A 20726-nucleotide genomic window follows, 5' to 3' on the forward strand; every position below is an offset into this window, starting at 1 on the left:
TAGTTGTAAGTTAATACAATTATACACCTTTTTGCTTTCTGAGTCAATATCACTAAGATATTAACTACTCTTGTCTATTAACTATTTCCTAGGAGATTTAATCAATCTATTTGATGCCGGCTAGGATATAATTATAGCCTGACCACACAGTTATAATAGCTGCAACCCATAAACAAATCACACCTGTATATTGAATCATATAATAATCGTTCATTATTAGCGCTACTACAGCAACCATCTGTAGAAATGTTTTAATTTTTCCAGCTTTGCTTACAGGTAGACTAACATTTGTAGCTATCAGAAACTCCCGTAAACCCGAGACTAATATCTCCCGACAGATGATGATAATCGACGGTACTATTGTAAAATCATTTATCTTTTGCTTATAAATTAGCATAATTATCGTTGAAACCACTATTAATTTATCAGCAATTGGATCAAATAGCTTGCCAAACTTTGATTGTACTTTCCACGCACGCGCCAGGTAACCATCAAAAAAATCCGTAATGCACGCAAACACAAAGATTGATATTGTTATCAGGCCTGCATATTTATTTTCTATATAAAAACTTAATATTATTGCTGGTATTGCAAGTGCACGAGAAATTGTAAGCAAATTAGGCACGTTTTTCTTAAGCATGTAATATCATCTTACGTAATAGGTAAACTTATACAGAAGTACAACAGAGTTCACAAGCTAATAGTTTACAATTGAACATTCATAAAAACTCCATATACTTAAAAAATACAAGCTTAAAATATAAGGATGTAATGATGAACGATGATTTAGATAGTACCACAAAACAAGAAGCACTTAAGTATCACAGTAGAGGTGGTAACCCTGGTAAAATTTCAATCATGCCAACAAAACCTTTATCTACCCAGTATGATTTGTCACTTGCTTATTCTCCTGGCGTTGCAGCTCCGTGCTTTGAAATAGTTAAAAATCCTGAAGCAGTTTATGATTATACTGCAAAAAGCAACTGTGTTGCTGTCATTTCAAATGGCACTGCAGTGCTTGGACTTGGTAATATCGGTCCTCTTGCTGCAAAACCTGTCATGGAAGGCAAAGCTGTTTTATTTAAGCGTTTTGCTGATATTGATGCAGTTGATATAGAAGTTGATACAGAAAATATAGAAGATTTCATCAATGCAGTAAGGTATCTTGGACCAAGTTGGGGAGGAATAAATTTAGAAGATATAAGATCTCCCGATTGTTTCATAATAGAGAAACGTCTGAGTGAATTGATGGACATTCCAGTATTCCATGATGATCAGCATGGAACTGCGGTGGTTGTTGCAGCTGGTATAGAAAATGCTCTTGATATTGCCGGAAAGAAATTAGAGGATGTTAAGATCATCATGAATGGAGCTGGAGCAGCCGGTATTGCATGTTTAGAAATACTAAAGTCCATGGGCGCTAAAAATATAGTGCTGTGTGATAAGCAAGGAGTAATATACAAAGGTAGAAACGAGGACATGAATGAGTGGAAGGAAAAGTATGCAATTGATACTTCCGAACGTTCTCTACTTGATACAATAAAAGGCGCTGATGTATTCATCGGACTATCTGCAAAAGATGTGTTAAATGAAGAGATGTTAAAGAGTATGGGCAAAGACCCGATTATTTTCGCTCTCGCTAACCCCGATCCAGAAGTAAGGCCTGAGTTTGCAAAATCTGTGAGGCCAGATGCAATAATCGCAACTGGTAGGTCAGATTACAACAACCAAGTCAACAACGTAATGGGTTTTCCTTATATATTTAGAGGGGCGCTTGATGTATATGCAACAACAATAAATGATGAAATGAAAATTGCAGCTGCAGATGCAATAGCAAAGCTTGCCCGTGAGCCAGTACCAGGTGAGATATCTGCAGCCTATGGCGGTCGTAAAATGAGCTATGGACGTGAATATATAATACCTACTCCATTTGACCCAAGATTAATTTCTATAGTATCTCCTGCTGTTGCAAAAGCTGCAGTTTACTCAGGTGTTGCAAGAAAGGCAATACAAGATTGGAGCAAATATGAAAATCAATTAAAATCTCGCCTTGCTAGTGCTCTTAACATGCTGAATTTACTGTCTTCACGATATTAGTAACTATACAATCAATAATTCAATTGTGCTCAATCGTTTTAGATTTATAATAAAAGTATTGTAATTTAAAGTAAATCAATGGTTATTGCAATTCATGAACTAGAAAGAATCGTCAAACAATCGTTCCCCGACGCTGATATAAAGATTCATGATCTTGCTGGAGATAATGATCATTATTATTTAAAAATAACCTCCAAGCGCTTTCTCGGAAAGACAAAAATAGAACAGCATAAAATGGTATATAAAGCACTAGAAGGTCAGTCTATACATGCCTTGCAGCTAGAAACTAATACTTAAAAATAAGGTGAATTTATGAACAATTTTGAACAAATAAAAAAAAATATAGCAGAAAATGATGTGGTATTGTATATGAAAGGCACTTCTGATTTTCCTCAATGCGGATTCTCTGGACTCGTCGTGTCAATCCTAAAAAAATTGAACGTGAAGTTTAAGTGTATTAACGTATTGGAGAATGATGAAATACGTGAATCTATAAAAAAGTTTTCTGATTGGCCAACAATTCCACAATTATATATAAAGGGAGAGTTTATCGGTGGCTGCGACATAACCCGCGAGATGTACGAAAAAGGTGAATTGCAAAGCTTATTAAAAGAAAAAAAAATTATTGCGGAATAAGTACCAAGAAACCAGTACCCAGACGCTGGAATTGGTATAACGTAGTATAGCTATGAAAAAGGATCTTGTATCTTGAAAAAAGCATCTAGTGTTTTTAAGCTTAAGCATTAGGTGGAGCAGTTGTGTTAAAAGTCAATAGAAAAATTGATGTAGCTGTGAATAAGTACTTAAAATTTGTGTGGGTGTACTTATTCACAGCTACGCTATTACTATATAGAAGCAGTCTTAGGACTATATTCCTCAGTAAACAGTCTACCGTCTCTTACTAAAGAGTTAGTGACCTTACCCAGAAGAAGTGGAGAGAAAGTTAAGACGATTTTGTCATGAAAATGATGAATCAAAAAGTTCAGGAATGCAATAGTTAGAGCTTATCCGCAAACGAAAAAAAGTATAGTATATGAGTTTTAAAAATGGGGTTAGAAATGAGAAAAAAGTATCCTACAGATCTTAGTGAAAGAGAGTGGTCGCTAATAGAGAAACACTTTAGAGTATCATACAAGAAAGGAGGAAGGCCGCTAAAACATAGCAAAAGAGAAGTATTATCGGCAATTTTTATGTACTACGTACAGGATGTCAATGGCGCTATTTACCGCACGCCATGGAAGAAAGTATATGAACAATTTAGGAGGTGGAAAAAGCAAGGAATTTTCGAAAAAATGAACTACGATATCACTAAATATAGTAGGTCAAAAATGGGAAGAAACGAGGAGCCAAGTGCTTGCATAGTAATCTGTAAAAACGACAGAAAAAGGGGGGTCAAAGGTTATGATGGGGGTAAAAAAGTAAAAGGTAGAAAAAGGTACATAATCTCAGGGTTTTATATTAGGCTGTTATGTGGGTGCTGCTAGTGAAAATGACAGAGATGGTAGCATTGGATAATATAAGGAAAAAATATACTAACGTTAAGAAAATGTGGTCTGATATGGGGTATCAAGGAAGAAATTTAAAGGAGTACATAGAAAAAGAGTACGGAATAGACATTAAAATTGTTAAAAGGCCTCCATGTAGGTTTTGGGTACACAAAGACACACCACCTGAACTACTACCAATGAGGGAACAGGGGTTTAAAGTACAGTCAAGAAGATGGGTTGTAGAAAGGACTTTTGCTTGAGGAATAGAAGGCTATCAAAGGAATATTTACAACATCCACTGAAAATTTCATATACCTGGCTATGAGTAGGGTTATGTTAAGGAGGGAATATGCTTGAGTTTACCAGTTTCCGGACAAGCTCTTAAAGGATTATCATAGCCTTTTAGAAAAAAACACAAAAAAAACGTTATTAGAAAAGGTAAAATCCGATCTAGAAGAAATACGTAATTTGAAAATAGAAACTCCAGAGAACGTTGATGGTGTTAATAAGCGTAGTTTTTGTCCTAGTCACTAATCAATTCCTCCCACCCAAGCATTCACTTGCCTTAGCATTTCAATAGAAGGCAAGTCTTCTGTGCTGAGTGGTAACCGGACAGTTTTGTGTTCTATGAGCCCAATATCATGCAAAAGTGCTATTCTTAGACGTTTTTCGTCTTTACTATGCATTCCTTTTACGCCTTTTATAAACTCTAAAACTTGTTTCCAATTCCTTTCTTTTTTATAATATTCCATTCGGTAGTTTCTCCATTTTTATATCTATTAGGTTAAACTACCACTTTTTTTCTTCCCTCCCTTATTTTTTGTCCGCAGAGCCTAGAACTTCTTGAACAATAAGCTCTCTCTTAATACACAATTGTACGAACGTTGTAATATTTAAGAGTAATTTTCGCCAAGAAGGATGACCTTTACAGGATGACACAGACGCCATACTGTGCTTATTTTCGATATCTCTGGATTTCGCTAATAAGTGGCGAATCGTTGGTAAAACTAAGTCACTTTAGCTATAGAATGACAAAAAAGGTTTGCATTGGCTAAATCTTTAGTTGAAGTAGCATAAGAGGTTAAAGGAAAAGCTTTGTGTTAATGGATTCATTTCAGGTATAGTATAGATAATACCACAATACTTATAAAATGGATCATGTTGTTAATGCGTATAATAGACTTGACACTCCTATAGTCAGGGGAGAAGGGGTATATCTTTTTGATAGAGGTGGTAAAAAATATTTAGATTTTGCTGCAGGTATTTCTACAACTTCTTTAGGGCATTGTCATCCATACATTACAGATAAGCTGAAAGAGCAATTGAGCTCATTATGGCACTGCTCTAACATTTTCACTATTCCCGAGCAAGAAAGGCTTGCCGAGCGTTTAACAACCCTTACTTTTGCAGATAAAGTTTTTTTCTGCTCAAGTGGGCTTGAAGCAACAGAAGCTGCAATTAAGTTTATTCGTCGTTACTTTTATTCAAAAGGGCAAGCAAAACGTAATCGTATTATTACAATTGAAGGAGGGTTTCATGGCCGCAGTATTGCTGCAATTTCTGCTGGAGGCAATGAAAAATCACGCGAAGGTTTTGCTCCGCTCCTTTCTGGTTTTGATAAAGTACCAAGAAATGATATTAAAGCGTTAGAGGAAAAAATCAGTGATGAAACAGCTTCTGTGTTTCTAGAGCCCATACAAAGCGAAGGTGGAGTATATCCACTAGACGTAAAATATCTTCAAAAAGTAAGGGAAATAACAAAAGCTCAAGGGATAATTTTGTGCTTTGATGAAGTGCAATGCGGATATGGACGCATCGGTTCTTTATTTTATTATCAAAATGTCGGCATTGAACCTGATATGCTAACCTGTGCAAAAGCTATGGGTAACGGTTTTCCTCTAGCTGCATGTTTAGTAAAAGATTACATAGCAGAAGCAATCACTCCAGGAACTCATGGATCAACCTATGGTGGCAATCCACTTGCCATGACTGTTGGTAATGCGGTACTCGATATAATGCTAAAAGAAGGCTTTTTTGACCATGTTAAGAGAATTAGTAAATATTTAAAAGAAAAGCTGTTGCCTTTAGCTAAAGAATTTCCTGAGATGATTTCAGAAATTCGTGGAGAAGGGTTACTAATGGGAATAGAACTAGCAACTCCTGTAGCCGATAAAATTATTAGTCGATCTCTTGATAAAGGTTTAATAATAACTAGGGTTTTAAACAACAAAGTAGTAAGGATAACCCCACCACTTATCATTGAGGATGAGCATGTGAACGCAGCTTGTAATATGCTTTATGATTTGTTTTTTAAGATCAAAGATATATAAAATTCGGTAATATAAATTCAAGCTTGCAAATGCCTTTCATAACATGTAAAATTAACTTTGTTTTTTATCACAATAACATCGTACTTTAATGGATTGGTTATTGGTCTTAGTATCATCAGCAATTTTTATTTTGTTAATTTTATCGTTTTTGTTCTCAGGAGCAGAAATAGGCTTAACCTCAATTAGCCGTTCTCGAGTTAATAAGCTAAAGCTAGACGGTAACAAAAGAGCCAGGGTAATAGACCGCTTATTAAATAAGAAAGAATTGACAATAGGAACGGTATTGCTCGGCAATACAATTATTAATATTACTTGCTCTGCTTTATTTACAGCAATATTTATCAATCTTTTTGGAAATGAGGGCATTCTCCTATCAACAATTATAATGACATTTTGTATTTTATTGTTCTGCGAAGTTCTACCAAAAACTTATGCTATTCAAAATCCTGAAAAATTTGCATCATTTTCTGCTTATTTTGTATTGTTTTTTGTAAAGATTTTTTCTCCATTGACGCTAGGTATTCAATTTATTGTTAACCTCATCCTGAAATTATGTGGGCTGCATAAAGATAAGGAAGTGATATCTGCAGCGGATGCAATGCGTAATATGATTACTCTTCACCGCAGTGAAGGAACTATGTTACAACAGGATTTAGATATGCTAAGCAGCATACTTGATTTAGCTGAAACAGAGATATCACAAATCATGACTCACAGGAAAAATTTGTTCTCTCTTGATATAAATCAAAATAAAGAAGAGCTGATAAGGAAGATTTTAACCAGCAGTCACAGTAGAATTCCTTTGTGGCAAGAAGAATCAGAAAAAATTGTAGGTGTAATTCACGTGAAAGGTCTAATAAATGCCTTGCGTGAAAAGAATAATAAAGCGGAAGAAGTTGACATTACCCAAGTTATGTCAAAGCCTTGGTTCATACCAGAAAGTACACCGCTCAGCGTGCAACTTCACAACTTCCGTAAGAACAGGAAACACCTTGCATTTGTTATTGATGAGTATGGAGCACTGCAGGGAATTGTAACTCTTGAGGATATACTGGAAGAAATAGTTGGAGAAATTTCGGATGAACATGATTTGATTACGGAGAATTTTATAAAGAAAATGTCTGATAATATGTATCACATAGAAGGAAAATCTACTATTAGGGACATTAACAGGCAGTTACACTGGAATCTCCCTGATGAAGAAGCTACAACTCTGGCAGGTATGATTGTGAATGAAATAGAGCGCATTCCTGACGAAGGCGAGGAGTTTTCCATGTATGGTTTTAGCTTTAAGATTTTAAAAAAAGATAAAAATATTATTACTGTTGTTGAAGTGCAAGTAAAAACTGGTAATATTAGTAGCAGCAATTAATTAGTGGAGTTTCATGGAAGATACAGTAAAAATAACGGCTGAAGAGTTGAAGGGTTACATAGAGAGAATCGAAAAACTTGAACAAGAAAAGAGGGATGTGCAAGATCACATTCGTGATGTATATGCAAAAGCCGCAGATGAAGGTTGGGATACAAAAGTGATGAAACAAATTGTTAGGCTGAGGAAAATGGATGATGATGACAGAGAGGAACAGGAAATATTGCTTGATACCTATAAACGTGCATTGGGAATGAGCTATGAAGAAGAGTTAAGTGAATAGCAGAATTGTAATTGGAATAAGTGGAGCATCTGGTTCTATTTACGGTGTACGAATTCTAGAAGCGTTGAAAGACGTTGATTATGAAACTCATTTAGTGATAAGTCGTGCTGGGAAAATAACTTTAGCTCATGAAATTACAGAAAAACTTGAAGATATTACATCACTTGCAGATTTTTACTATTCTGAAGAAAAAATAGGAGAAAAAATAGCAAGCGGCTCATTTAAAACCTCAGGGATGATTGTAGCACCATGCTCTATGAAGACAATGTCTGAAATCGCATCAGGTGTTACTTCCAATCTATTGACAAGAGCTGCAGATGTAACGCTAAAAGAAAGAAGAAAGTTAGTTCTTATGGTGCGAGAGTCACCACTACATCTTGGGCATTTACAAAATATGTTAAAATTAACGGAGATGGGAGCAATTATTGCTCCACCAGTGCCTGCTTTTTATATTAAACCGAAATCGTTGGATGATATTATTAATCATTCTGTTGGCAAAGTATTGGATTTATTTGATATCAAATTACCCGACTTTAAGGAGTGGCAAGGAAGTGACAATTATTATTGATGGTAAAAAAATAGCGAACGACCTATGTGAGAGGCTATCACAAAAGATTAATGTTCTAAAGAGGGAGCATAATATTTTTCCTTGCCTGAAAGTAATTCTCGTTGGTAGCAATCCAGCAAGTCAGGTTTATGTTCGCAACAAACAGAAAAAAGCAGAATCAATAGGCATAAGTTCTGAAACAATTCTTTTATCTTGTGAGACATCAGAAGATGAGTTAATTGGAAAAATTAATGAATTAAATGAAGATCCATCTGTGCATGGCATTTTAGTACAGTTGCCTTTACCAAATCATATTAGTGCAAGCAGAGTAATTAACGCAGTAAGTATTGAAAAAGATGTAGATGGCTTCCATGATGAAAACGTTGGCAAATTAGTTAAAGGTGAAAAAAACTGCCTTATACCTTGCACTCCTAAAGGTTCTTTGCATTTAATTAAATCAATTGAAGAGAACCTTTCCGGTAAAAACGCAGTGGTAATTGGTAGGTCAAATATCGTGGGTAAACCAATGTTTCACCTGCTATTGCAAGAAAACTGCACTGTTACCATCTTGCATTCACAAAGCAAGGATTTAGCTGAATATTGCTCTAAAGCGGATATAGTAGTTGCAGCAGTCGGAAAGCCAAATTTTGTTCAAGCAGACTGGATAAAGAAAGGTGCAATAGTGATCGATGTTGGCATAAATAGCGTTAACGTAGGAGAGCTTGTAGGTGATGTTGACTTTGAGGGAATAAAAGGGAAAGCCAAAGCTATTACTCCAGTACCCGGGGGCGTTGGCCCAATGACCATTGCATTTCTAATGATGAACACTGTCATTGCTGCTTGCTTGCAAAAGGGAGTTGATGCTTCCAATTTCATTAGTTGAGGTATGAAGAGGAAAGCTGTATGAAGATAGACATCTCACAATTAATAAAAAATTGAGATTTTTGAAATTCCTCAGTAGTCAAATTTATTAAATATTTAGGATCATCATCTATTCTTTTTTCTCTACAAGCAGTTAGTGGAATCGCAAAGTTTCTAGGCACAAAAAGCTTTGAACCTAATATATGAGCTAAACTTGATTTTTCAACCGTGGATACACCTGTAATAAAAATAATAGTCTTCATTTTATGAATTTACTTGCTATATGAACCATCGGAGAAATTTTTTTATAGTTTATAGTATCTATATTTTGCCATATACAACCATCAGAATCTTTTCCATCAGATTCTCGCTTTATTTCTCCTATGATTTCAATTTTGTATAAAACTGCTATATGTTTTAGACATTTATTTACATTGTCTTCATTATAATGATATAGGCTAGTAACTGTTCGGATTTGGTCGTATTGTTTCACTAAACAACCTGTTTCTTCTCTAATTTCTCTTACAAGCGCCTCTTCAAGCGTTTCAGCAATTTCTACCTGGTAAATCAAACAACCCTTTATAAGGACCTCGACTTTTTTTCACCAAAACTATACTTTTAGGTTTTAAAATTAAACCATATACGCCTAAGTGAGAGTGATAAATAATATTATCTTTCATTAAACCAAAAACATTAGAGTTAATATAATAATTTAAAAAATTAATTATACAAAATAATGTATTATAAATACAATTACTCAATATAAAAATTCCACTTAACAAATTTATAAATTTGCAAGGAACTAAAAGTGAACATTAATAAAGCTATTTAACTGTATCAGTTTAGAATGATTTTAGAGGTTGTCCGAAAACTAGTAAATTCAAGAATATCATTGGGATTAGCCCCCTTATCCAACAAGCATCGAACTATTGGTACACAAACGTTATTTTTTCTGCATAGAATGGCAATGTGCAGTAGCGTTGTTTCTCTAATTGGACTACAATCAGTTAGCCTGAACCTAAAATTTATATCAAATCCGCTTCTTTCCCATTCTTCATATACTGCCTTAAGTTCTTCTTGCAACTGCAACCTATGCTTTACTTCATCAATAAATTTAGTTGGGTCGCCCTGACCGGAGTCAATACTATCACTTACTTTTGCAAGCATATTATTGAATTTTCCAAGCTGAAACATATCTTGTGGTGGCATACTACTAACCTCTAGAATAAAACCCTTTAAGTATACAGTAAAGCTAAAGGAAATCAAGGGTTCTTGCTTTCAACACTTATGTCTATCATCAGGACCTATAGCTTCGAAAAAGGTTTAGTGTTAAATTATTAGAAAATTACTTATAAAAATAAATCTTATGGAAAGTAGAACTAAGGCTTGGTTCATTTGGCTGATTAGTAACTTGGTTGTTATATTCAGCAACATGCAGATAATCTACACCTTTATAAGTGTGCATCTTGAAAAAGAACTTGGGCTCACAATCACGCAAGTTGCACTGGCTAATTCAGCATATACTTGGACTTTTGCCATCTTACAATTTTTTAGTGGGGCAATGTTTAATGTTTTTTCCAGTAAAAAAATTTATTCTTTCTCATCATCAACTATAATCCTCGGGTTTCTTGTCCTTGTTAACGGTAACAATTTTTCCCATTTAATTTTATCTCAAGTGTTTATTGCAACTGGAGCATCATTTGGTTTTATTGGTGCTGCTCATACAAGTAGCATATGTTTTCCTGTTGCCCAATTTGGATTGATGTTTTCACTAGTGCAAACGATTTCAAGTCTTTCTGCACTGATAATTCAAATATTGTTCTCTAGCTTGCTTGCTGAAGGTGCAGATTGGAAGAATCTGATTGTATGCATAATACTGTTTGGTGTGTTGATATTTGTACTTACGCTTTTTTATCCAAACACACTTCCAGAAAGCAGCTCAGAAAAGTGCACAATAAAAAGCTCTATAAGAACAGTAATGTGCTCTGTACTAACGGTGCTAAAATTAAGAGATATCTGGATAACTTCAGTGGTGGGTGCTATTACTTTTGGAACATTTTTAGCACTTAATACCTTGTGGGCTCCAAGGTTACTGAGCAACTCAGAACTCAATGCAATGGAGTCAGGTATAGCAACCGCAATACTATGGCTTGGTCTTGCAGTTGGTGCTCCAATTGCAGATCGAATCTCAAACTTATTTAAAAATAGGAAACATGTAATTTCTGCTTTTGCTTTATTGCAAGGCGTCTCAATTATTATTTTACTATGCAGCCATTTAACAGTCCACGTTGTGTACTTTTGTATGTTAATGTTCGGGTTTTTTGCGGGAGGACATATGCTTAATTTTACTGTCGGCAGCGAGATTGTGAAACGAAAATACATTAGCACATCATCATCCATTATCAATGGATTTATGTTTATTGGCAGTGGAGTTATAGTGTCAATGTTAGCACTTTTTACAGATTATCAAATGGCGCTTTTTGCAATATTCGTAACGTTGGCAACTGCCAGTATTTTAAATTATGCTACAAAAGAGACATACCCTAAAAAATAAAGTAGCTGAACCTTAAGTCAGTTGCTATATTGTGTTTACATATTGCAATACTTACTCAATTATGGATCACGTTACAACAAAAGACACAACAGTAACTAAGGCAATGATAGCTGAAAATATAAACCAAGAAATAGGATTATCAAAGGAAGACTCTGCTTCGATAATAGACGATATATTGGACGAAATGAAGACGAGCTTGGCAAAGGATGGAATAGTGAAAATATCGTCATTTGGAACATTCTTGGTCAAAAAAAAGAAGGAAAGACCAGGAAATATACCAAATACATCAGAGAAAGTGATGATTCAAGCAAGAAACTCAGTTTCTTTTAGGCCTTCAAAAACTATAAAAAAATCAATAAATAATTAATGAATAAGGAAAAATTATTTTATACGATTAGGGAAGTAGCTGAAGAGCTACATTTGGAACAGCATGTTCTGAGATTCTGGGAAGGTCAATTTCATCAAATTAAGCCTACAAAGCGTAAAGGAAGAAGGCTATATGATCGTAAGTGTATAGAGGCCATAAAGAAAGTAAAGTACATGCTATATGATAAAGGATATACAATAAAAGGAGTGCAAAAGGAATTTGGTAATGATATAAAAGTCAATCGTGATCCAAAGAATTTGTTGCAAGAACTTACCGATTTGAGGGACTATTTAACTAGTAAAATAAATAACGAGGAAAGTAACGAACAGGCGTGAAACACTACGTCTCGCTAAAATTTTGGAGTTTTGTGAGAGTTGATATATCTAAAATGTGGCATATAGCCTCATTTCTTATGTTATTAGCAATATTAATAGGCTGTGGCCTGCAAAAACCTGCACCTGTGCTGCTTAAAGGCGAAGGATTTTACGGAAAAAGAGAGCTGGAATATACAAGAGAGTACCATTTAACTAGGGAGCCTTCAGTGCAAAAAGAAAGTAGAAAAGCCATCATAAACAGGATATACAAAGATAACAATAATGCACAAAACGTGGAAATTAATGGGGTAAATTGTAAATTTGTAATGCCAGTTAAAGGTACAGTTATTTCAGCTACCTCTTCTGATGAAATGTGTAAGGATGGCATAAAAATTGCTGCTCAAAATGGAACGAACGTAGTTGCCTCTGCACCCGGCAAAGTGGTATATGTAGGCAAAGGGCTGAGATGGTATGGGAATTTAATTATAGTGGAACACAAAGATAATTACATGACTGTGTACTCCTATTTAAAAAACATACATGTTGAAATTGGCGATAAAGTAAAGCAAGGTCAAGTAATTGGATCTGCAGGTAAATCAAGCACACAAGATAAAGATCCACAGATGTGTTTCACAATACGGCATAATGGCCAAGCGGTTGATCCTTTGATGCATGTGAACTGTAATTGAATTTGGATTTATATGAAATATGATTTTAAAAGTGTTGAAAAATTTTATCAAGATAAATGGGATTTTTCTGTAAGCAAGAATAGTAAACAAAAAAAGTGTTACGTGTTGGAAATGTTTCCATATCCATCTGGTAAAATTCATATGGGACACTTACGTAACTATGCAATAGGGGATGTGATAGCACGTTACAAGAGAGCTAATGGATTTGAGGTTTTGCATCCAATTGGCTGGGATGCGTTTGGATTACCAGCTGAAAATGCAGCAAGGGACAACAATATTAGCCCTGAAACATGGACAAAAGAGAATATAGATAATATGCGTACACAGTTGAAATCTATAGGTCTTTCTTATAATTGGGAGCGTGAACTCTCCACATGTGAGCCTGATTATTACAAACACGAACAAAAATTTTTCCTGGATTTTTTAAAGCATGGGCTTGCCTATCGAAAAGAGTCATGGGTTAACTGGGATCCAGTGGACCAAACAGTGCTTGCAAATGAACAGGTGGTTGATGGAAAAGGATGGCGATCAGGTGCAGTTGTTGAAAAACGTAAGTTGTCCCAATGGTTTTTAAAGATTACTGATTTCGCTGAAGATTTACTCAAGTGCCTGCAAAGTTTGAAAAATTGGCCAGAAAAAGTCAAAACAATGCAGGAGCGTTGGATAGGAAAATCTGAAGGAGCAACTATAGAGTTTGAAATCGTTGGCCTGAATAAGAAATTAAAAGTTTTTACGACTTATCCTCATACTTTGTTTGGGGCTTCTTTTTGTGCAGTGGCAGCAGAGCACCCTATTGTGCAGGATATCAGGCTTGCTGTCATCCCAGTGCGTGACACTGGGATCCAGGAAAAAGATGAGATTCCAGCGTCACGCGCTGGAATGACAATTGATGAAAAAATTGGAGTTTACACCGGATTAAACGTAAAACATCCATTTCTTGATAAGGAATTGCCACTTTACATAGCGAATTTTGTGTTGATGGAATATGGAGAAGGCGCGATTTTTGGTTGCCCTGCACACGATCAGCGTGATTTTGAATTTGCGCAGAGGTACAATTTGCCGATTATTCCCGTTATTTCTTCAGCCCACTTAGGTGTCATTCCAGCGCGTGACGCTGGAATCCAGAATTCTTACAATGGATCCCAGTGTCGAAGCACTGGGATGACAAAGGAGGCGTATACTGGCGATGGGGTAATGTTCAATTCTGAATTCTTAAACGGATTAACGGTAAGTAGAGCAAAGGAAGTAATCATTAAAAAGCTCAAAGAAAAAGGGATAGGTGAGAAAACAACAAACTATCGTTTGCACGATTGGGGAGTTTCAAGACAGCGTTATTGGGGATGCCCTATACCTATCATATATTGCAAAGACTGTGGTACTGTTCCAGTACCAGAAAAAGACCTTCCTGTAGTTCTACCAACAGATGTGGAATTTGCAAGTGGTGGTAATCCGCTTGATAAACACCCAACTTGGAAATTTGTTGACTGCCCAAAATGCGGAAAGCAAGCAGAGCGTGAAACTGATACATTCGACACCTTTTTTGAGTCTTCCTGGTATTTTGCTGCATTCTGTAGTGAAGATAAATCAATAGACAAAGATGCATGTAATCGTTTTATGCCTGTTGATTATTATATAGGTGGAATAGAACATGCAATTTTGCATTTGCTTTATTCAAGATTTTTCTGCCGTGCTTTAACCAAATGTGGCTATTTTGCTATTAAAGAGCCTTTCTCTACTTTAATCACTCAAGGAATGGTCTGCCATATAACTTACAAAGACGAGAATGGCAAATGGCTGTTTCCCGAAGAAGCAAAAGAGTTGATTGCACAAGGAGCTAAGGTTCAAGTTGGAAAAGTCGAGAAAATGAGCAAATCGAAAAAGAACACAATTGACCCAAACTTTATCATAGGAAAGTATGGTGCTGATACTGCTCGCTTGTTTGTGTTATCCGACACTCCTCCAGAAAAAGATATGGAATGGTCCGATGATGGCGTGGAAGGCTGTTCTCGCTATATAAACAAATTGTGGCGTATGGTAATGCAGCTGAGACCTGTAAATATACACTATGATAATGAAAGTGTTACGGGTGGACTTCTAGAGTACAGAAAAAAAATTCATAAACTCTTACACGGACTTACAGATGACTTGGAAAACTGCAGATTAAACTGTGTAGTGGCAAAATTTCGCGAAATGACGAATTTAATAGCTGAAATAGACGTAGAAGCTGGAAAATCTCTTATTGATGAAGGTATATGCATACTAATCAGAGTAATCGAACCATTCATACCACATCTAGCTGAAAGCCTATGGCAAGAAATAGGAGGTCAACCTTGGCCAAAAGCTGATGAATCATTATTAGTTGACGATACGGTAACTATAGCAGTGCAAATCAATGGAAAATTACGTACAACAATAAAGGTGGCAATTAACTTACCTCAAGAAGAATTGAAGAAAATAGCGATAGACTCTGTGTCCAGTAAGATCGATCAAAGCAAAGTTCGCACTGTATATGCTGTACCAAATAAGATAGTAAATATAGTTATATAAAAAATCCGAGTGTATCTGTTCAGGGGCATCGCAAATATTGAAGCAAAAGTGGTCAGTGCTTGACACACAGCTGTACGAACATTGCAATTTGCAGGTAATTTGCGTAGTAAGTGGTGTCATGAAAGTAGCCGACACTGGGATGGCTTTGTTGCATAGCAACGTAAGTTTTTTCCAGAGTAAATAATTTTATGCGACTATTTCAAATTTAGGCATACCAATTGCAGTAAATTTGTTCATTAAGTAGCATTTAATAAGTAGTTCCTTCTCTCTATTTGTCTCAGATTTATTCTTAAAACTAAACCCAAATATTCGCTTCAACCTTGAGAAAAATCCTTCAATATACGATCTTTTTCCGTAATTTACTTCTTCTTTCCATCTTTTTATACCATTCTCACCATGTAATTTCATTAACTGAATAGCGGCATTTCTATCAAGCATATAATCCAATTTTGGATGCTCTGCTGCGTTGTTTTTCGGAGGAATTTTCGTTTTTATGCCATATTGATTACACAGCTTATAGAGCTTTTTTCTATCATATGCCCTATCTGCATATAGTGCTTTTATAGCATATTTAACATCAAATTTCCCCAATGCTCCATAGTGATCAGAGTAAACGCCATTACTGTATTTTGTAGCTATGACTTGTTTGCTCAACATTATGTGCAATTTTCTTACTTGTTTATAGCCGCGGTACTCTCTATCTTTGCTATTTTCTTTGCTGTGTGTTGTTGTATATACTAATTCCTGTACTGTCTATAGCAATTTCGATATCTTCCATGTTATTTTTATCAACTCTGCAATCATTGATCTTAATATCAAGTTTCTTTTGATGCTTGTGAATAGCTGATAACTGCCAAATCTCTTCCTATTTGTTGCAAATATCCTTTTATAAACCCGACTGTTTGTCTTAAACCAATTCTAAAAAGATTGACAATTATATGCACCAAAATTACGACTTTATCACTGTAAATATAGTTGCCGCCCTGCATTTTTGGACTATTTTCATACCAATTTTCGATAGCTTCATCGATGTAACGAAAAATATTTCCCCTTTTTTCAAGGAATTTGTTATATTCGTTTTGGTTACTGACTTTCATTTTCTGTGGCATATTTTTTCTTCAACAGTTAAATGGTTATTTATAATGAATTTTGTCAGTAGCCACCAGATTTTTTCGGTTGCTATGCAACAAAGCCGGGTGTCATCCAGTACCTTCTCTTGTCATCCCAGTGCCCAGACACTGGGATCCAGGAATTTTATTAAGTTGGTAAGCATAAAAGTAGCCGTTTTATGTTAAAGTACAACGTTTTGATGATTATGAAAAAGCTGGATTCCAGTGTCAAGCACTGGGATGACACCCTACTAGCGGAAGTTACTCTCAAATGTTTGTTCATGTTAGCTACAAACATTAAGAAATTTACCAAACGAAAAAAAAGGCAAAAGAAGCCCTAGTCATTGTCTATTTTCAGTATTGGCGTTTTTTAAGTCTTAAACACTGCAATTTAGCTGCTTTTAAATGCAACTCACCTTTGTTTAAATGTTTAAGAAATTTACTAAGCAGAAAAAAAGGCAAAAGAAACCCCGTGGTAATTAGTGTTCACTCTCTAATCCTTCAAATTGGCGTACTATACTGTCTTAAACGACTTATAAGCGCGTTTCAGCTTATATGGGTAAAAACCCAGAAATATTGTGAAGACATAAGGTGCACATAGTGCGAAAAATTAAAAATAAGACGCCAAGTACGTTGTTTTTTTGCTGTTTAATCTGCACAGATGAAGATAACTGAATACCTTCAGTTTCATAATAAGGGGGCTGGCGGAGTTTGTCAAGTAGGTTTTGCATTTAATCCGTTTCTATGAGCTACTTGCCATATATTCCAAGGAGTTCTTCTTGTAGATATTATACCAACAATCCACTATTTTTTTTATGTCTTGTGGTTTAGTTTCTGGACCTATGCTGATTCTGATTGAACACTCTGCTTGCTCTTTTGTTGCCCCCATTGCAAGCAAAACATGGGAAGGCTCAACTTTTCCAGAAGAACATGCAGAACCATTACTAACTGCAATATGATTCAAGTCAAAATGCATGAGCTGCACATCACTCTTTACTCCTGGCATATAAATAAAACTTGTGTTTGGCAGCCTCTTAGAGTTTTTACCGAAGATTCTTATGTCACTGGCAAGATTTAATAATTCACACTCTAATTGATCACGTAGCTCCTTTACTTCATCCATTTTTGATAGAAGATCTGGAATATTTTGCAGTGCAGCAGAAAGGCCTGCAATTGCAACAATATTTTCCGTACCACCACGAAATCCCTTCTCTTGTCCACCACCTATTATAATAGGTTCTATCGCAAGTTCTTTATTGAATATTAAAACTCCACTGCCTGCTACACCGCCAAATTTATGGGCGGATAAAGTGAGTAAATCCACTCCTAAATCTTCCATATTAACTTTAATTTTCCCAACACTTTGAGCAGTGTCAGTGTGGCAAATTGCTCCAAATTTGTGTGCTATTTCAGCTATTTCCTCAATAGGTTGAATAACTCCGGTTTCGTTATTTGCCATCATAACTGAAACTATTGCTTTGTTTCCTTTAAGTTCGCTTAGAATTTTTTTTAGCTCTAAAAAGTCAACAATGCCCTCCTGATCAACGGGTATTATATATGGATTACATGCAGAATTAAGAATTGAAGGATGCTCTATAGCTGAAATTACATGCAGGTAGCCTGCTATTCCTCTCATAACAAGGTTATTCGCTTCAGTTGCACCAGACGTAAAAACTATTTCTTTATCACTTGAGACGCCAATAGCACCACGTACGTTATCTCTTGCCTCCTGAAGAATCTTCCTCGCTTCTTGTCCTCTTTTATGTAGTGATGATGGATTGAGCGTTTGTTTTAACAAGACCTCAAATATACTTTTTTTTACATTTTCACTAATTGGAGCAGTTGCATTGTAATCAGCATATACGCAACCACTATTTTCTAAAGAGAATGGACTCATCTGTCACTTAAATAAGTTTACCATCAACTATAACCATAACTATGTACGTTAGCTTTAATACGATAAAAAATTTATTGCAAAAACAGCGAAATTAATACATAATTAATAACTCACGTCATCAATACCTGTCAAGCAGGTTCTTATTAGGGGTTACCATGGTTGAAGTTTTTTTGAATAATGCAACAAAAAAGATAGAAGGTGAATACCACCAAAGCAAAGATGCCAACGCGCCGGTTGTGCTGGTTTTACATCATCATCCTCAATATGGTGGTAATATGGATAGTAAAATTGTACATAGTACATATACGTCTTTTATCGATAACAATTTTTCTGCATTGAAAATTAACTTTCGGGGTGTGGGAAAATCTACTGGAACTTTTGATAAGGGTATAGGAGAGTTAACTGACGCTGCAGTAGCTATTGATTGGCTTCAGGAACATAATTCTAGCAACGTTCCAATTTGGATCGCTGGTTTTTCTTTTGGAGCATGGGTGGCTATGCAGCTAACAATGCGCCGCCCTGAGATAGTGGGTTTTATTGCTCTTTCTCTTCCGGTAACTAAGTACGATTTTTCTTTTCTTTCTCCCTGTCCAGTTTCTGGGCTTATAATACAAAGCAGTAATGATACAATCTCAGAAGAAAGCGATGTAACAGAATTAGCAAAAAGGTTGATAAATTCAGTAAAAAGTGATCACATGAAATACCATATAATAGATGAGACTAATCACTTTCTAAGGGATAAAGAAGAGGAAGTGACTCAAATCGTAGACGATTATATAAAACTGCGCTTGAATAGTGCAACTATTTCTTCTCAAAAGGTCAAAAAAGAGGTAAGGGTAAAAGAATATGCCTAATCTTTACAAACAAGAGAAATGAGTGTAGTAATATAAATGAAAAGGTTTTGTTATGTTTAAAAAGCTATTATTTTTTGTTTTAGCTGTGTTTATGTTATCGGGGTGTTCCCTAAGTAAACAGCGTAAGTTAAAAAGTCCGTGTATAAAAAGCAATGAAAGCATTTCATGCGAGTTGTACTCTGTTAATGATCATTGGTTAGATAAGTATAAGGCATAGGTAGTTTTAAATTGTGCTATTTTTCCTATTCACAACTTCACTAATGATCGATCTCTCAATTGGAAAATGCAGTCTGCCTTTTCTGCAAGGAGATGATTGTGCGTTACTATAAGCATAGAGCTGTTATTTTCCTTTACGTATGAATGTAGCAGTAAAAACACGTTAAAAGAATTTGTTGGATCTAAATTTCCTGTTGGCTCATCTGCAAGTAAAAGCTTTGGAGAATTTACAATGCTTCTTGCAATTGCAACTCTCTGCCTTTCCCCACCTGAAACTTCAGATATCATACTACTTGCTTTGTTTTCCAGACCAAATTTTTCCAATGTTGCTTGCGAATTTTTTTTTGCTTCAGCTTTGCTTTTTCCTGCAATGAGTTGAGGAAGCATAATATTTTCCAACACCGATAACTCTTGTAACAAATAGTGAAATTGATAAACAAAACTAAGAAAATTTCTTCTTACATGGGTTTTATGCTTATTACTGGCTTGTGTGCAATTTATTCCATCTATCGTAACTATACCTGAAGTTGGCTTATCCAACAAGCCTGCGATTTGCAATATAGTTGTTTTCCCTGCACCTGAATCGCCAATCAGCGCTACTACTTGCCCTCTTGTGACACTTAAGTTGATATCCTTTACAACAGCAGAATTGTCCTTGAAGCTTTTATCTACAGAAGTTAGTTCTAGTGCTACATTACCACCCATGTTTAAAAGACCCAGAAGGCATCTAAGTTTTGGAAACCGAAAAACTGTTACCACAACCACATTGAGACTTAGCAAGGGTATTCTTTATTTGAAAACCAGAACCACTGAGATTCTCAGTATAATCTATAACTGAGTTATTTAAAAATTTTGCTGAACAATTATCAACCATTAATACAGGATTGCCATTTTCATCATTAATTACTATATCTTTACCTTTTTTGCTGAAACTGGAGTGGCTTCTATAGTCCTCGCTTTCTTCATAATCATCATCTTCGTCTTCGTCATCAAATTCATCATCGTAATCATCATCTTCATCATCCAAAGATAGATTTTTATTCATTTGATCCATAAGAAAATTGTATTTGAAACCAGAACATCCACCACCTGAAACTGCAACCCGCAAAACGGAACTCTTATCCCCTTCCTCCTCTGCAAGAGAGTGGATTTTTTTTAGTGCATTATCAGTTAAGTTGATGTTGTAATTTGTTGACATAGTAACC

General features: G+C 35.5%; 24 protein-coding genes and 3 pseudogenes. 16 read left to right on the plus strand and 11 right to left on the minus strand.

Going from position 1 to position 20726, the window contains the following annotated elements:
- Positions 1-106: 106 nt before the first annotated feature.
- A complete protein-coding gene (pgsA, locus tag OPR43_RS01015; RefSeq protein ID WP_265035032.1) occupies positions 107-640 on the minus strand; it encodes a CDP-diacylglycerol--glycerol-3-phosphate 3-phosphatidyltransferase in 534 nt (177 codons plus the stop codon).
- 134 nt (positions 641-774) lie between these two features.
- On the opposite strand from pgsA, the gene OPR43_RS01020 reads away from it, so the two are divergent.
- The 5 genes from OPR43_RS01020 to OPR43_RS01040 all read left to right on the plus strand — a co-directional run bounded on the left by OPR43_RS01020 (position 775) and on the right by OPR43_RS01040 (position 3844).
- On the plus strand, positions 775-2097 hold the full coding sequence (locus OPR43_RS01020; protein WP_265035619.1) for a malic enzyme-like NAD(P)-binding protein: 1323 nt from the start codon (positions 775-777) through the stop codon (positions 2095-2097).
- Positions 2098-2175: 78 nt separating this feature from the next.
- Positions 2176-2394, plus strand: coding sequence for a BolA/IbaG family iron-sulfur metabolism protein (locus OPR43_RS01025; protein WP_265035034.1), 219 nt, complete (start codon positions 2176-2178; stop codon positions 2392-2394).
- A gap of 15 nt (positions 2395-2409) precedes the next feature.
- Entirely contained in the window at positions 2410-2733 is a 324-nt protein-coding gene (gene grxD, locus OPR43_RS01030; protein ID WP_265035036.1) for a Grx4 family monothiol glutaredoxin, read from the plus strand.
- 422 nt (positions 2734-3155) lie between these two features.
- Positions 3156-3581, plus strand: coding sequence for a transposase (locus tag OPR43_RS01035; protein ID WP_265034511.1), 426 nt, complete (start codon positions 3156-3158; stop codon positions 3579-3581).
- A gap of 5 nt (positions 3582-3586) precedes the next feature.
- Positions 3587-3844 carry a hypothetical protein gene (locus tag OPR43_RS01040; RefSeq protein WP_265034512.1) on the plus strand — a complete coding sequence of 86 codons (258 nt, stop codon included), beginning with the start codon at positions 3587-3589 and terminating at the stop codon, positions 3842-3844.
- Between the two features lie 270 nt (positions 3845-4114).
- On the opposite strand, the pseudogene OPR43_RS01045 reads toward OPR43_RS01040, so the two are convergent.
- A pseudogene (locus OPR43_RS01045) lies at positions 4115-4237 on the minus strand (4-hydroxy-tetrahydrodipicolinate synthase); the annotation flags it as partial.
- 498 nt (positions 4238-4735) lie between these two features.
- Between OPR43_RS01045 and OPR43_RS01050 the strand changes: the two are divergent.
- From OPR43_RS01050 to folD, 5 genes are all read left to right on the plus strand, one after another.
- On the plus strand, positions 4736-5914 hold the full coding sequence (locus OPR43_RS01050; protein ID WP_265035038.1) for an aspartate aminotransferase family protein: 1179 nt from the start codon (positions 4736-4738) through the stop codon (positions 5912-5914).
- Positions 5915-6002: 88 nt separating this feature from the next.
- Positions 6003-7286, plus strand: coding sequence for an HlyC/CorC family transporter (locus tag OPR43_RS01055; RefSeq protein ID WP_265035039.1), 1284 nt, complete (start codon positions 6003-6005; stop codon positions 7284-7286).
- 13 nt (positions 7287-7299) lie between these two features.
- Positions 7300-7566, plus strand: a complete 267-nt coding sequence (locus OPR43_RS01060; RefSeq protein WP_182319348.1) for a DUF2312 domain-containing protein — start codon at positions 7300-7302, stop codon at positions 7564-7566.
- Positions 7559-8134, plus strand: coding sequence for a UbiX family flavin prenyltransferase (locus tag OPR43_RS01065; RefSeq protein ID WP_265035041.1), 576 nt, complete (start codon positions 7559-7561; stop codon positions 8132-8134). Before OPR43_RS01060 ends, OPR43_RS01065 begins: the two co-directional genes overlap by 8 nt.
- The gene (folD, locus tag OPR43_RS01070) at positions 8118-8996 is read left to right on the plus strand and encodes a bifunctional methylenetetrahydrofolate dehydrogenase/methenyltetrahydrofolate cyclohydrolase FolD (RefSeq protein ID WP_265035043.1); all 879 of its coding nucleotides are present in this window, start codon (positions 8118-8120) and stop codon (positions 8994-8996) included. Before OPR43_RS01065 ends, folD begins: the two co-directional genes overlap by 17 nt.
- Here folD and OPR43_RS01075 read toward each other — a convergent pair.
- The 3 genes from OPR43_RS01075 to OPR43_RS01085 form a co-directional block, all read right to left on the minus strand.
- Positions 8989-9237 (minus strand): hypothetical protein, encoded by a 249-nt coding sequence (locus tag OPR43_RS01075; RefSeq protein WP_265035044.1) that lies wholly within the window; start codon positions 9235-9237, stop codon positions 8989-8991. The two genes, folD and OPR43_RS01075, sit on opposite strands and share 8 nt — an antisense overlap.
- Positions 9234-9545, minus strand: coding sequence for an NUDIX domain-containing protein (locus OPR43_RS01080; protein WP_265025840.1), 312 nt, complete (start codon positions 9543-9545; stop codon positions 9234-9236). The genes OPR43_RS01075 and OPR43_RS01080 overlap by 4 nt, the downstream gene beginning before the upstream one ends.
- Positions 9546-9811: 266 nt before the next feature.
- Positions 9812-10183 carry an ankyrin repeat domain-containing protein gene (locus OPR43_RS01085; protein ID WP_265025838.1) on the minus strand — a complete coding sequence of 124 codons (372 nt, stop codon included), beginning with the start codon at positions 10181-10183 and terminating at the stop codon, positions 9812-9814.
- Between the two features lie 157 nt (positions 10184-10340).
- On the opposite strand from OPR43_RS01085, the gene OPR43_RS01090 reads away from it, so the two are divergent.
- The 5 genes from OPR43_RS01090 (at position 10341) to leuS (ending at position 15445) form a co-directional block, all read left to right on the plus strand.
- Positions 10341-11528, plus strand: a complete 1188-nt coding sequence (locus OPR43_RS01090; protein WP_265035045.1) for an MFS transporter — start codon at positions 10341-10343, stop codon at positions 11526-11528.
- 61 nt (positions 11529-11589) lie between these two features.
- Positions 11590-11895 carry an integration host factor subunit alpha gene (locus OPR43_RS01095; protein ID WP_265025836.1) on the plus strand — a complete coding sequence of 102 codons (306 nt, stop codon included), beginning with the start codon at positions 11590-11592 and terminating at the stop codon, positions 11893-11895.
- Positions 11895-12230, plus strand: coding sequence for a MerR family transcriptional regulator (locus tag OPR43_RS01100; RefSeq protein WP_265035048.1), 336 nt, complete (start codon positions 11895-11897; stop codon positions 12228-12230). The genes OPR43_RS01095 and OPR43_RS01100 overlap by 1 nt, the downstream gene beginning before the upstream one ends.
- Positions 12231-12283: 53 nt before the next feature.
- Positions 12284-12898 (plus strand): murein hydrolase activator EnvC family protein, encoded by a 615-nt coding sequence (locus OPR43_RS01105; RefSeq protein ID WP_265026646.1) that lies wholly within the window; start codon positions 12284-12286, stop codon positions 12896-12898.
- 12 nt (positions 12899-12910) lie between these two features.
- Positions 12911-15445 carry a leucine--tRNA ligase gene (gene leuS / locus OPR43_RS01110; RefSeq protein ID WP_265035049.1) on the plus strand — a complete coding sequence of 845 codons (2535 nt, stop codon included), beginning with the start codon at positions 12911-12913 and terminating at the stop codon, positions 15443-15445.
- Between the two features lie 69 nt (positions 15446-15514).
- On the opposite strand, the pseudogene OPR43_RS08465 reads toward leuS, so the two are convergent.
- From OPR43_RS08465 to OPR43_RS01135, 4 genes and pseudogenes are all read right to left on the minus strand, one after another.
- A pseudogene (locus OPR43_RS08465) lies at positions 15515-15586 on the minus strand (WPE palindromic element domain-containing protein); the annotation flags it as partial.
- A gap of 45 nt (positions 15587-15631) precedes the next feature.
- Positions 15632-16554, minus strand: a pseudogene (locus tag OPR43_RS08470) (IS5 family transposase).
- 148 nt (positions 16555-16702) lie between these two features.
- The gene (locus OPR43_RS01130; protein WP_265035057.1) at positions 16703-16852 is read right to left on the minus strand and encodes a hypothetical protein; all 150 of its coding nucleotides are present in this window, start codon (positions 16850-16852) and stop codon (positions 16703-16705) included.
- 444 nt (positions 16853-17296) lie between these two features.
- A complete protein-coding gene (locus tag OPR43_RS01135) occupies positions 17297-18451 on the minus strand; it encodes a cysteine desulfurase family protein (protein WP_265025828.1) in 1155 nt (384 codons plus the stop codon).
- 155 nt (positions 18452-18606) lie between these two features.
- On the opposite strand from OPR43_RS01135, the gene OPR43_RS01140 reads away from it, so the two are divergent.
- Positions 18607-19305 carry an alpha/beta hydrolase gene (locus OPR43_RS01140; protein ID WP_265035058.1) on the plus strand — a complete coding sequence of 233 codons (699 nt, stop codon included), beginning with the start codon at positions 18607-18609 and terminating at the stop codon, positions 19303-19305.
- A 246-nt stretch (positions 19306-19551) separates the two neighbouring features.
- Here the strand turns inward: OPR43_RS01140 and OPR43_RS01150 are convergent, their stop codons facing one another.
- Positions 19552-20226, minus strand: coding sequence for an ABC transporter ATP-binding protein (locus tag OPR43_RS01150; RefSeq protein ID WP_265035059.1), 675 nt, complete (start codon positions 20224-20226; stop codon positions 19552-19554).
- A gap of 22 nt (positions 20227-20248) precedes the next feature.
- Entirely contained in the window at positions 20249-20719 is a 471-nt protein-coding gene (locus tag OPR43_RS01155; RefSeq protein WP_265035060.1) for a HesB/IscA family protein, read from the minus strand.
- Positions 20720-20726 lie beyond the last annotated feature (7 nt).

This window comes from Wolbachia endosymbiont (group A) of Apoderus coryli (genome assembly GCF_947251615.1).
Lineage (GTDB): Bacteria > Pseudomonadota > Alphaproteobacteria > Rickettsiales > Anaplasmataceae > Wolbachia.